This is a genomic window from Massilia sp. 2TAF26, assembly GCF_052115005.1.
Taxonomy (GTDB): domain Bacteria; phylum Pseudomonadota; class Gammaproteobacteria; order Burkholderiales; family Burkholderiaceae_D; genus Telluria.
Genome location: NZ_JBFRFV010000011.1, coordinates 107,877 through 119,755 on the forward strand (window position 1 = coordinate 107,877; position 11,879 = coordinate 119,755).

Annotated in this window: 13 protein-coding genes and 1 pseudogene; 6 read left to right on the plus strand and 8 right to left on the minus strand. The window is 65.5% G+C overall.

The window, feature by feature from the left end; all coding sequences use genetic code 11:
• From zwf to pgi, 3 genes are all read right to left on the minus strand, one after another.
• The gene (gene zwf, locus AB4Z32_RS13865) at positions 1–1,470 is read right to left on the minus strand and encodes a glucose-6-phosphate dehydrogenase (protein WP_442122435.1); all 1,470 of its coding nucleotides are present in this window, start codon (positions 1,468–1,470) and stop codon (positions 1–3) included.
• Between the two features lie 179 nt (positions 1,471–1,649).
• The gene (locus tag AB4Z32_RS13870) at positions 1,650–2,546 is read right to left on the minus strand and encodes an SMP-30/gluconolactonase/LRE family protein (RefSeq protein ID WP_442122436.1); all 897 of its coding nucleotides are present in this window, start codon (positions 2,544–2,546) and stop codon (positions 1,650–1,652) included.
• A gap of 19 nt (positions 2,547–2,565) precedes the next feature.
• On the minus strand, positions 2,566–4,218 hold the full coding sequence (gene pgi / locus AB4Z32_RS13875; protein WP_442122437.1) for a glucose-6-phosphate isomerase: 1,653 nt from the start codon (positions 4,216–4,218) through the stop codon (positions 2,566–2,568).
• A gap of 254 nt (positions 4,219–4,472) precedes the next feature.
• On the opposite strand from pgi, the gene edd reads away from it, so the two are divergent.
• The 4 genes from edd (at position 4,473) to AB4Z32_RS13895 (ending at position 8,206) form a co-directional block, all read left to right on the plus strand.
• The gene (gene edd, locus AB4Z32_RS13880; RefSeq protein WP_442122438.1) at positions 4,473–6,395 is read left to right on the plus strand and encodes a phosphogluconate dehydratase; all 1,923 of its coding nucleotides are present in this window, start codon (positions 4,473–4,475) and stop codon (positions 6,393–6,395) included.
• 21 nt (positions 6,396–6,416) lie between these two features.
• Complete coding sequence (gene eda, locus AB4Z32_RS13885) at positions 6,417–7,043, plus strand: bifunctional 4-hydroxy-2-oxoglutarate aldolase/2-dehydro-3-deoxy-phosphogluconate aldolase (RefSeq protein WP_442122482.1); 627 nt, start codon at positions 6,417–6,419, stop codon at positions 7,041–7,043.
• A gap of 18 nt (positions 7,044–7,061) precedes the next feature.
• Positions 7,062–7,619: a Rhs element Vgr protein gene (locus AB4Z32_RS13890; protein ID WP_442122439.1), complete on the plus strand. Its 558-nt coding sequence runs from the start codon at positions 7,062–7,064 to the stop codon at positions 7,617–7,619.
• Between the two features lie 104 nt (positions 7,620–7,723).
• Positions 7,724–8,206: a hypothetical protein gene (locus AB4Z32_RS13895; protein WP_442122440.1), complete on the plus strand. Its 483-nt coding sequence runs from the start codon at positions 7,724–7,726 to the stop codon at positions 8,204–8,206.
• A gap of 3 nt (positions 8,207–8,209) precedes the next feature.
• Here AB4Z32_RS13895 and AB4Z32_RS13900 read toward each other — a convergent pair whose 3' ends face one another.
• The 5 genes and pseudogenes from AB4Z32_RS13900 to AB4Z32_RS13920 form a co-directional block, all read right to left on the minus strand.
• Positions 8,210–8,383, minus strand: a complete 174-nt coding sequence (locus AB4Z32_RS13900; RefSeq protein WP_442122441.1) for a hypothetical protein — start codon at positions 8,381–8,383, stop codon at positions 8,210–8,212.
• An 88-nt stretch (positions 8,384–8,471) separates the two neighbouring features.
• Positions 8,472–8,561 (minus strand): annotated as a pseudogene (locus tag AB4Z32_RS13905) (GFA family protein); the annotation flags it as partial.
• A gap of 38 nt (positions 8,562–8,599) precedes the next feature.
• On the minus strand, positions 8,600–8,884 hold the full coding sequence (locus AB4Z32_RS13910; RefSeq protein WP_442122442.1) for a hypothetical protein: 285 nt from the start codon (positions 8,882–8,884) through the stop codon (positions 8,600–8,602).
• A gap of 222 nt (positions 8,885–9,106) precedes the next feature.
• Complete coding sequence (locus tag AB4Z32_RS13915) at positions 9,107–9,748, minus strand: hypothetical protein (protein WP_442122443.1); 642 nt, start codon at positions 9,746–9,748, stop codon at positions 9,107–9,109.
• 22 nt (positions 9,749–9,770) lie between these two features.
• Positions 9,771–10,250, minus strand: coding sequence for a VOC family protein (locus AB4Z32_RS13920; protein ID WP_442122444.1), 480 nt, complete (start codon positions 10,248–10,250; stop codon positions 9,771–9,773).
• A 131-nt stretch (positions 10,251–10,381) separates the two neighbouring features.
• On the opposite strand from AB4Z32_RS13920, the gene AB4Z32_RS13925 reads away from it, so the two are divergent.
• Both AB4Z32_RS13925 and rpiA read left to right on the plus strand, forming a co-directional pair.
• On the plus strand, positions 10,382–11,146 hold the full coding sequence (locus tag AB4Z32_RS13925) for an autoinducer binding domain-containing protein (protein ID WP_442122445.1): 765 nt from the start codon (positions 10,382–10,384) through the stop codon (positions 11,144–11,146).
• 55 nt (positions 11,147–11,201) lie between these two features.
• The gene (rpiA, locus tag AB4Z32_RS13930) at positions 11,202–11,879 is read left to right on the plus strand and encodes a ribose-5-phosphate isomerase RpiA (RefSeq protein ID WP_442122446.1); all 678 of its coding nucleotides are present in this window, start codon (positions 11,202–11,204) and stop codon (positions 11,877–11,879) included.

The following is an 11,879-nucleotide window of genomic DNA, read 5'->3' on the forward strand; positions in this document are numbered from 1 at the left end:
TTAATCTTCCGGCAGCGCTTCTTCGCGCCACTGCAGGCCGTCGCGGCCGATCAGGGCGCTGGACGCGGCCGGGCCCCAGGTGCCGGAGGAATAGGGCACCGGCGAGGTGTCGTCCTGCTCCCAGTAATCGAGGATGGGCTCGACCCATTCCCAGGCCGCTTCCAGCTCGTCGCCGCGCATGAACAGGGTCAGCTGGCCGCGCAGTACATCCAGCAGCAGCCGCTCGTAGGCTTCCATGCGCGGCGCCTTGAACTGCTCGCGGAAATCGAGTTCGAGCTCGGCCTGCTTCAGGCGCATGCCGTCGCCCGGGGTCTTGGACATCAGGTTCAGCGACAGGCCCTCGTCCGGCTGCAGGCGGATCACCAGGCTGTTCGGCTGGAAGCTGGAGGTCGGCTGGTTGAAGATCGAGTGCGGAATCGGCTTGAAGCGCACGACGATCTCGGCCAGGCGGTCGGCCATGCGCTTGCCGGTGCGCAGGTAGAAGGGCACGCCGGCCCAGCGCCAGGTATCGATCTCGGCCTTCATGGCGACGAAGGTCTCGGTCTTCGACTGCTTGGGCGCGCCCGGCTCGTCGCGGTAGCCCGGCACCGGCTGGCCGTCGACGTAGCCGGCGCGGTACTGGCCGCGCACGATGTTCTGCGTCAGCGTGGTCGGCGTGAAGCGCTTCAGCGAGCGCAGCACCTGCAGCTTGGAATCGCGCACGGCGTCCGGCGCGATCGAGGTCGGCGGTTCCATGGCGACGATGCACAGCAGCTGCAGCAGGTGGTTCTGCAGCATGTCGCGCAGGGCGCCGGAATTGTCGTAGTAGCCGAGGCGGTTGCCGACGCCGATCTTCTCGGCGATGGTGATCTGCACGTCCGAGATCCACTCGCGGCGCCACAGCGGCTCGAACAGGACGTTACCGAAGCGCAGGGCCAGCAGGTTCTGCACGGTCTCCTTGCCCAGGTAGTGGTCGATCCGGTAGATCTGCGATTCGGCGAAGACCTTGCCGACGTCCAGGTTGATCTGCTTGGCCGACTCCAGGTCGCGGCCCAGCGGCTTTTCCAGCACCACGCGCGAGTTCGGCGTGGCCAGGCCGCTGGCGGCCAGGTTGTCGCAGATCTTCGCGAACAGCGAGGGCGGGGTGGCCAGGTAGTACACGCGGGTCAGGGACTCGTCCTTGCGCAATGCCTCGACCAGGCCGGCGTAGCTCTTCAGGTTGACGGCATCGACGGACACCCAGGTGATGCGGTCCAGGAATTTCTTCCACGCGGCTTCGGCGACGCTTTCCTTGATGTGCGGCTTCGAATTCGTCTCGACCATCTGCAGGAAGCCTTCCTGCGTCATCTCTTCGCGGCCCACGCAGATGATGCGCGCGCTCGGGGGAAGGTCGTTGGCGACGTCGCGGGCATACATCGCGGGCAGGAGTTTGCGCATCGCGAGGTCGCCGCTGCCGCCGAAGAAAACGAGATCGAAATCGGAAAGTGCCATGGAGTATCTGATCGTAAGGGAGGGATAAGCTTGAATTGTAAATTTACTACACGAATATTGATCGCGCAAGAAAATTTACTACGCCATCGAGCGATCCGAGGAAATATGGTGCCACATCCATTTAATGGCCGGCATTCGCGTGGGCACGGTGTGCCCACGCCGGCCGCGCCCGCCCTACATCAGCCGCGGTATTCCGGCATCTCGAGCCCGGCCACGTCGACGCGGAAGGCCAGCACCTTGCCGCTGTCCGGCATCGCCGCCAGCTCCTCGGCCGGACGGCCGCCGCACGCACTGGTGACGTACAGGGTACGCAGGTCCGGGCCGCCGAAGCAGACCGCGGTCGGGCACTTCACCGGCAGGTCGATCTGCTGCAGCAGTTCGCCGGTGGGCGACAGCTTCAGGATGCGGCCGCCTTCGTACATCGCGATCCAGTAATTGCCTTCGCTGTCGAGCGCGGCGCCGTCGGGACGGCCGCCATAGGTGCCCGAGGTTTTATCGGCCTCGAAGGTGACCAGGTTGCGGCGGTTCGACGCGGTGCCGCTGGCGAGGTCGTAGTCGTAGCAGTCGATGCGGTGGCTGGTGGTATCGGCGTGGAACATGGTCTTGCCGTCCAGGGACCAGGCCAGGCCGTTCGAATTGGTCATGCCGCCGCTCCAGGCCAGGCGCAGCTCACCCCTGTCCAGCACGTACATCTCGGCCTTCGGCTGGTCGCGCGGTTCGTAGATGGTGCCGACCCAGAAGCGCCCTAGCGGGTCCACGCGGCCGTCGTTGAAGCGCATGATCTTCGTATCGTAGGGCGCGGGCGCGATGTCCTCGACCTCGCCGCTGCTGGTGTTCAGGTAGACGAAGCCGTTGCGGGTGGAGATCACCAGGTTGTTGTCGACGTCGACGGCCAGGGCCGACGGTTCGCTGTCCATCTTCCACGCCGAATACTTGCCGCTCGCCGGATGCAGGCGGTGCACGGTCAGGCCGGGAATGTCGACCCAGTACAGCGCCGATTCGACCGCATGCCAGATCGGGCATTCGCCGGTCTTCATCGCCTCGTCGTGCGCTACCACGAAATGTTCGGTTTTCATGAGGAATCCTTACAGAGACTCAGATGGCGGCCTTGGCGCGCGCGATCAGGCCATTGGTCGAGCTGTCGTGCCGGGCCGGCTGCACGTCGCCGTTGAGCTCCGCCTCGATCTTCTTGGCCAGCACCTTGCCCAGTTCGACGCCCCACTGGTCGTAGCTGTTGACGTCCCACAGCGCGCCCTGCACGAAGACCTTGTGCTCGTACAGCGCGATCAGGGCGCCCAGGGTGGCCGGGTTCAGGTAATCCATCAGGATGGTGTTGCTGGGGCGGTTGCCCGGGAAGGTCTTGTGCGGTACCAGGCGCTCGATTTCTTCCGCCGGCTGGCCGGCCAGGTCGGCGCGTACTTCAATCGCGGTCTTGCCCTTCATGAAGGCTTCCGACTGCGCGAAGCAGTTGGCCAGCAGGGCCGCGTGGTGGTTGTGGAACTCGTGGGCCGGGCGCAGGGCGGCGATGAAATCGATCGGCGTCACGTCCGTGCCCTGGTGCAGCAGCTGGAAGTAGGCGTGCTGGCCGTTGGTGCCGACGTCGCCCCAGATCACCGGGCCGGTGTCGTAGTCGGTGATGGTGTCGCCGGCGCGCGTGACGCGCTTGCCGTTGCTTTCCATGTCGAGCTGCTGCAGGTAGGCCGGGAAGCGGTTCAGGTCCTGGTGGTAGGGGGCGATCGAGACCGAGGCGCAGTCGAGGAACTCGCGGTTCCAGAAGCCGACCAGGGCCAGGATCATCGGCAGGTTCTGCTCGATCGGGGCGCTGCGGAAGTGCTCGTCCATGGCGTGGGCGCCGGCCAGGAAATCGCTGAAGTAGCCGAAGCCCACGCACAGCGCGACCGGCAGGCCGATCGCCGACCACACCGAGTAACGGCCGCCGACCCAGTCCCAGAACGGGAACATGTTGGCCGGGTCGATGCCGAAGGTCTTGATGGCTTCGACGTTGGTCGACACCGCCACGAAGTGCTTTGCCAGCGCTTGTTCAGCCGACTGAGCCGGCGCGTTCTGCAGGAACCAGGCGCGGGCCGTGTTCGCGTTCATCATGGTCTCGGCCGTGGTGAAAGTCTTCGAGGCGATGATGAAGAGGGTGGTTTCCGGGTTCACGCGCGACAGCGCCGCGTCCATGTCGTGGCCGTCGACGTTGGAGACGAAGTGCATGCTCAGGCGCGGATGGGCGAACTGGCGCAGCGCCAGGCAGACCATCTTCGGGCCGAGGTCGGAGCCGCCGATGCCGATGTTGACGACGTCGGTGATCTCCTTGCCGGTGTAGCCCTTCCACGAACCGTTGCGCACGCTGTCGCTGAAGGTCCGGATATGGTCCAGCACGGCGTGCACGTCGCCGGTCACGTCCTGGCCGTCCAGCGTGAAAGGCTTGTTGCGCGGCGCGCGCAGGGCGGTGTGGAGGACGGCGCGGTTTTCCGTCAGGTTGATCTTCTCGCCGGCAAACATGGCGTCGCGCAAACGCTCGACGCCGCGCTCGCGCGCGAGTTGCGCCAGCAGTTCAAGCGTGCGCCCGTCCAGACGGTTTTTTGAATAGTCTAGGAACAGCCCGGCGGCCTCGCAGGAGAGGCGTTCGAAGCGCTGCGGATCCTGTGCGAACAGCTCGCGCATCTGCCACTCCCGGGCCTGGGAAGCATGGTTACGGAGCGACTGGTAGCTGGTGGTGCTGGTGAGAAGAGGTTGGCGCATAGGTAGTGGTGACGACGGACGGTATGATGTCATTTTGTGCAGGTTATCGAATCATACAGGAAGTGGGCGTAAAATCACTACAAATTGTGTTCGAAGTTGCGTGAACGTGGTGCTCACCCTACGGCAGGGTGGGCACACCGTGCCCGCGATCAACACCCGAATTCCCGAAGGCTGCAATTGAAAGCGGGGCGCCAGCATGCGCCCGCTCGCATTTTGTAGTAAAATTTCAGAAATCCAATTCATAAGGAACGATCATGGCGGTGCATCCCATAGTAGAGAAGGTGACCCAACGCATCATCCAGCGTAGCCGGCCCTCGCGCCAGGCTTACCTGGCGCACCTGGACGCGGCGCGCGTCAAAGGTGTCCAGCGCGGGACGCTGGCGTGCACGAACCTGGCGCACGGCTTTGCGGCATTCCCGGCCAGCGACAAGCTCAAGCTGCGCGAGCAGAAGCAGCCGTCGGTGGCCATCGTTTCCTCGTACAACGACATGCTGTCGGCCCACCAGCCCTTCGAGTACTTCCCGAAAGTGATCAAGGACGCGGTGCGCGACGTCGGCGCGGTGGCCCAGTTCGCCGGCGGCGTGCCCGCCATGTGCGACGGCATCACGCAAGGCCAGCCGGGCATGGAACTGTCGCTGTTCTCGCGCGATACCATCGCGATGTCGACCGCCATCGCGCTGTCGCACAATATGTTCGACGCCTCGCTCTACCTGGGCATCTGCGACAAGATCGTGCCGGGCCTGCTGATCGGCGCGCTGCACTTCGGCCACATCCCGGGCATCTTCGTGCCGGGCGGCCCGATGACCACCGGTATCTCGAACAAGGAAAAGGCGGCGATCCGCCAGCGCTATGCGAAAGGCCAGGCCACCCGCGAAGAGCTGCTGGAAGGCGAATCCGCGGCCTACCACGGCGCCGGCACCTGCACCTTCTACGGCACCGCCAACAGCAATCAGATGCTGATGGAGATGATGGGCCTGCACCTGCCGGGCGCCGCCTTCATCACCCCGGGCACCCCGCTGCGCGATGCGCTGACCCGCGCCGCTGCCCAGCGCGCCGTCAAGATCTCCCAGCAGGGCGGCGAGTACATGCCGATCGGCCACATCGTCGACGAGAAGAGCATCGTCAACGCGATCGCCGCGCTGCACGCGACCGGCGGCTCGACCAACCACACCATGCACCTGATCGCGATCGCGCGCGCAGCCGGCATCGTGGTCGACTGGAACGATTTCGACGAGCTGTCGAAGGTGGTGCCGCTGCTGGCGCGCGTCTACCCGAACGGCGATGCCGACGTGAACCACTTCCAGGCCGCCGGCGGACCGACCTTCGTGATGCGCGAACTGCTGGATGCCGGCCTGGCCCACGACGACGTCAACACCATCCTCGGCCGCGGCTTGCGCGCCCACTGCAAGGAACCCTTCCTGGACGGCGACCAGGTGGTCTGGAAAGACCTGCCGGAACAGAGCGGCGACGAGGCCGTGCTGCGCAAGCACACCAACCCGTTCAGCCCCGATGGCGGCCTGATCCTCGTGCAGGGCAACCTGGGCCGTGCCGTGATGAAGGTCTCGGCCGTCAAGAAGGAACACCACATCGTCGAGGCGCCGGCCAAGACCTTCGATTCGCAGGAAGACTTCATGCATGCGTACAAGGCCGGCCATCTGAACACCGACTTCGTCGCCGTGATCCGCTTCCAGGGCCCGCGCGCCAACGGCATGCCGGAACTGCATGCGCTGACCCCGGCGCTGTCGAACCTGCAGGACGCCGGCTACCACGTGGCGATGGTCACCGACGGCCGCATGTCGGGCGCGTCCGGCAAGGTGCCGGCGGCGATCCACGTGTCGCCGGAAATCCTGGCCGGCGGTCCGCTGGGCCTGGTGCGCGACGGTGATATCATCCGGGTCGATGCGACCGCCGGCACGCTCGAGGCGCTGGTGCCGGCCGACGTGTGGGCATCGCGCAAGATGGCCACGGCCGACCTCAGCAGGAGCCACATCGGCATGGGCCGCGAGCTGTTCGAGGTGTTCCGCAAATCCGTCACCGCAGCCGAGGAGGGCGCCGCCCACTTCCCGCTGCCGTCGCTGATCGACACCACCGTCCCTCTGCACGAAGGCACCGACAGCGGTGAAATCATGCCGGGTTCCGACGAAGATTTCCTGTTCCGCAAATCCACCGCCAAGTGAAAGCAAACGATGAGTACTGATATGAGCCTGCTCGACATCATGAAGTCGGCCGTCGTGATCCCGGTGATCGCGATCGACGATCCGGACCACGCCGTTCCCCTCGCCAAGGCGCTGGTCGCCGGCGGCATCCGCGTGCTCGAGGTAACCCTGCGCACCAGGCACGGCCTGGAGGCGATCCGCGCGATGGCCCAGGTCGAAGGCGCGATCGTCGGCGTCGGCACCCTGACCCAGCCGGAAGAATTCGCCGCTTCGCGCGATGCCGGTGCAGTGTTCGGCGTGTCGCCGGGCCTGACCCCGGCCCTAATCGATGCAGCGAAGAAGAGCGGCCTGCCGCTGCTGCCGGGCTGCATGACGCCGTCCGAAGTGATGGTGGCGCGCGAAGCCGGCTTCAAGCAGCTGAAGCTGTTCCCGGCGGTGCCGGCGGGCGGCGTCGGCATGCTGAAGGCGATCGGCGGCCCGCTGCCGGACGTGAGCTTCTGCCCGACCGGCGGCATCTCGATCGAAACCGCGCCGCAGTTCCTGGCGCTGAAGAACGTGGCCTGCGTGGGCGGCTCCTGGCTGACCCCGGCGGACGCGATGAAGGCTGGCGACTGGGACCTGATCACCGACCTGGCCAAGTCCGCGTCGAGCCTGCGCGCCGCTGCTTAAGGTCCGGTCCGGGTCCGCATGGCGCGCGGGTTGACCCCGGGCGAGATCGCGATGGCGTCGCTGCTGTTCGGCGGCGCCATCGACTACGGCCGCGTGCGGGTCCACGACCGCCGCTACCTGCCGCTGCAGCCGAAGAACTGCGCGATGTCCCCCAACGGCAGCATCTACTTCCACCGTTCCTGCTTCCTGCCCGACTACAGCCTGGGCAATCCCACCGTCATCCACTGGTTCATGCATGAGATGGTGCACGTGTGGCAGCACCAGCTCGGCTACCCGGTCCGCCTGCGCGGCGCGATCCGCCTGGGCCTGTCCTACCACTACGAACTGCGCGATGGCGCCAGCCTGGCCGACTACAATATGGAAGCCCAGGGCGAGCTGCTGGCCGATTATTTCGCACTGAAATTCCTGCAACTGCCGCGCATTGTGCGCCAGCGCAGGCATGCGCATCAGCTGGGGTTGTACGAACATGTGCTGGCCGGATTCCTGTCCAACCCGAGGGACCGCGATAACCTCCCAAAGGGCCGGGCCCGCAAGTTCATACGTCGTCCCCGCGAAGGAGGGGATCCAAGTTCATAGCGCCGCCACCAGCCCAGGCAAACCCCACTTGTGCCCAATCAACCCCCAGGCGAGCCCGCCAACGTAGGCTTTCCCGCGTACGTTCGTTCCCAGGCGAGACCGTCATGCGATTCCCACCCCTTCTCTGCGTGCTGTGTATCCTCGTGCCGGCTGCGGACGCCGCGGCCCGCATCGGCGCGGCCGAGGTGCGTGAGGGCCCGCGCGGCGGTCCGTGCTTCACCATCAGTCCGCGCGAAGACCGCGAAGGAACGCCGGACTTCCACTCCGTCACCGTTTCGGACGGCCAGCGCCCGCTGTGGAAGATGACCATGCCGCCCGAACGCACCTTCCCGCTCCGTTTCTCGATGTGCGTGCCCTACGGCGGGCAGGTCGCGTCCCTGCCGCGCACCAGGGCGGCCACGCTGGAGCCGGGCAAAGTCTATTACCTGCGCATCGAGGCCAGGCCCGGCAAGCTCCGCGGCACCGTCCAGGCCTACGAGGCGCGCTTTTGCCTGGCAAAGCAGCGCGACGGCAGCGCCGCCGTGCACCAGATCTGGGATGGCGAGCGGCCGGGCAAGCGCCTGTTCGGCTGTCTGCCGCCGGAGTAGTGACTAGTCTTCGGTACGTCCGTCCGGGCGGTCGTATTCGTAATGCCTGGCGAGGGGAAAAGGCGGCAGCCAGGATTCGCGGCTGACGGTCCACAGTTCGTAGGTCGGCCTGAACTGGTCCGGCTTGTCCAGCGCCCTCAGGTAGACCTCGATTTCTTCCCCGCTTTTCGCGAACACCAAAGAGCCGCAGTGCGGGCGGAAATGCCTGCCGCCATAGGCGCGCTTCGCCTTCGATGTCCACCGCCTGTTCCGGGAAGATCGCGGATGCGTGAAAGACGGCGCCGTGATGCTTGCGGCAGTCGAGGCAGTGGCAGAGGCCGACACGGTAGGGGCAGCCGCCGGTGAACTGGTCCACGATGTGTCTCCTGTATCTCGCCCGATCCCTCAGGGGCTTCAGGGCTTCCGGACTTCCTCGTAGGTGCTTAAACGGATCTGGAGGAAAGCCAGGATGAGGACGATCGTCATCTCCCAGAAAATATCCAGGTCAATATGGATATGAAAGAGCAATCCCATCAAGCTCCGGCTCATGAAATAGGCCGGCAGGATGAAGTTGGTCAGCTTGATTTTCACCTTCAGCTCGGCAGCGCAGGTGGGGCATTTGACCCGGCCATCGAATGGCGGAGACAATTGCGTCGCACCCGAGATCGACAGGTCGCCGCAGTGCGGACAGCGATACATGGTATCTCCCTTGGTGGGTTTTCAGGGAACCGGCTCCCATCCGGTTTTCGTCCAGCGCAGCAGCTCCGGCGAGAGCGGCGCCGGCACCTTTTTCATGACGTCGTTTACCAGGGCGCGCAGGGCGTCGATGGCTTGCGGCGACTCTTCACCGACATAAAAAATAACATCCCGCGCGGGCGCCGCAACGATCAGGGTGCCGCCCTGCGCTTCCGCCAGCGGCGCCTAGCTGTCGTGCAAGGCCAGGCGGCTGGATTCGTAGGCGTCGCCGGTGAGGTCGCCGATCTGGCCGTGTTTCGCCACGCGCGCCTGCGTCATCAGGGGCGCGAGGGTCCGGACCAGATTGTCTCGTCCGAGCTGGAGGACCTGCTCCGCGCTCAGCCCCAGTTTCTTGAAGTCGTCCTCGTTCAGGGAACGGGTGGTGCGGGGCGAATCCAGCACGGGCATGACCACCAGGCCGCCGCTCAGGGGCCAGCTCCGCACGTTTTTTCCGGTGGCCGCGGCCGACTGCTGCAGGTACGAGCTCGGGCGAACGGCAAGGCGCACGTCTTCCTTGCGGGGCGGCGCATTCATATCCTTGATGACTTGCGCGACGCCCTGCACGTAGCGGTCGATCTCGCCCTGGCAGGCTGCGGCATTCGCGCCGCAGAAACCGAAAACCCGGTCCAGATTGGCCTGCAGATCCCCTACCTTCAGGGTCAGCGGGCCTTTGATCGTGACCGCCTGGCCGGCCAGGGGCTGCAGGCGCACTTGCGCGGCGACGTATTCCGTGAACGCGGCTTCAGCGGTCGGGATTTGCTGTGCAAACGCATTCGCCGTCGCCGCCAGCGCGGCCAGCAGGATCGCGGGTTTCCAGTTTCCGATCATGAGCAGCTCCAGTCGGCCTGCCTCAGCCCCGCCGCGCCGCCTCGATGGCCGCGACATCGATCTTCACCATGCCCATCATCGCTTCGAAGGCCCGCTTGGCCGCCGCCGGGTCCGGGTCGACGATGGCTTCGGACAGCACGCGCGGCGTGATCTGCCACGACAGGCCCCATTTGTCCTTGCACCAGCCGCAGGCGATTTCCTGGCCGCCGTTGCCGACGATGGCATTCCACAGGCGATCGGTTTCTTCCTGGTCTTCGGTGGCGATCTGGAAGGAAAAGGCGTCCGTGTGCGGGTGGCCCGGACCGCCGTTCAGGCCGAGGCAGGGAATGCCGGCCACCGTGAACTCGACCGTCAGCACATTGCCCTGTTTGCCGGCAGGGTAGTCGCCCGGCGCGTGATGGACCGCCGTGACCGCGCTGTCCGGAAAGGTGGCGGCGTAGAACTGCGCCGCTTCCAGTGCATCCTTGTCGAACCACAGGCAAATCGTGTTCTTGCTGATCATCCTCGTCTCCTCAGGGGTGAAAAATGCCGGCTGGGTAGGGTGCTTCTTGTGTTATTGTTGGCAACAATTCATGGCACGCCAGTCTAGCAGTCTTCTGTCCGGCAAGGCACTGTAAGTTCTTGCAGGCCGGCGTGTTCGAGGTATCACGGTTCCCTTACCTGGAGAGCAGGGTGGCGCAGCAGTTCGGCATGGATGGACATCAGGATTGGCTGCACGGCCTGGCGGAAGCGCGCAGCGAGGCCGCCTTGCTGGACCTGCTGGCAAAGGCGGCCGGGGAACTCGGCTTCGATTACTGCGCGTTCGGCATGCGCCTGCCGCTGCCGTTCTCGAACCCGCGCACCATCATGGTGAACAATTACCCGCAAGCCTGGCAGCTGAGATACCAGTCCGAGCATTACATGAAGGACGATCCCACCGTGGCCCACGGCATGACGTCGACCCGGTCCCTGCTGTGGTCGGAGGCGCTGTTCGCGTCCAGCCGCGCGCTGTGGGAAGATGCGCGCGCCCATGGATTGCAGATCGGCTGGGCCCAGCCGACGCACGACCTCAAGGGTGTCGCCAGCCTGCTGACGCTTGCCCGTTCGGGCGAACCCATCGCGCACAGCGAATACCAGGCGAACTCGCAGAAGATGCACTGGCTGGCCCAGGCGGCGCATGCGGCGCTGTCGAACATCCTGGCCGCCAGGCCGGATGGCGCGGCCTCGATCAGGCTGACCGAGCGCGAGGTCGAGGTGCTGCGCTGGGCCGCGGACGGCAAGACGGCCTCGGAGTCCGCCGAGATCCTGGCGATCTCGGAGCGCACCGTAATCTTCCACATCGATAACGCGCTGCGCAAGCTGGGCGCGGCCAACAAGACGGCGGGTGTGCTGAAGGCGGCGATGCTGCGGCTGATCTGAGCTTCGCCCGCATCCGGTAGAATGGCGGCATTTCTCACCTACCAACAACACCATCATGACTCAGGACGAACTCAAGCAGGCGGTAGCCCGCGCCGCCATCGACTATGTGGTCGACGGCGAAATCATCGGCGTCGGCACCGGCTCGACCGCCAATTACTTCATCGACGAACTCGGCAAGATCAAGCACCGCATCAAGGGCGCGGTCGCGTCTTCGGAAGCCACCGCCGCCCGCCTGCGCAGCCACGGCATCGAAGTGCGTGACCTGAACGAGGTCGACTCGATCTCCGTCTACGTCGACGGCGCCGACGAGATCGACGCCTCCGGCGCCATGATCAAGGGCGGCGGCGCGGCCCTGACGCGCGAGAAGATCGTCGCCTCCGTCTCGAAGAGCTTCGTGTGCATCGCCGACGGCTCCAAGCTGGTCCAGACCCTGGGCAAGTTCCCGCTGCCGGTCGAAGTCGTGCCGATGGCGCGCGCGTCGGTGATGCGCAAGCTGGCGGCCCTCGGCGGCCAGCCTCGCCTGCGCACCAAGGCGGGCAGCGATGAAGCCTTCGTCACCGACAACGGCGGCCACATCATCGACGTGGCCGGCCTGTCGATTACCGATCCGGTGGCGCTGGAAACGGAAATCAACCAGATCGTCGGCGTGATCGCCGTCGGCCTGTTTGCCCAGCGCGGCGCCAACGTCTGCCTGCTGGGCATGGCGGAAGGCGTCAAGACCCTGAGCTTCTGA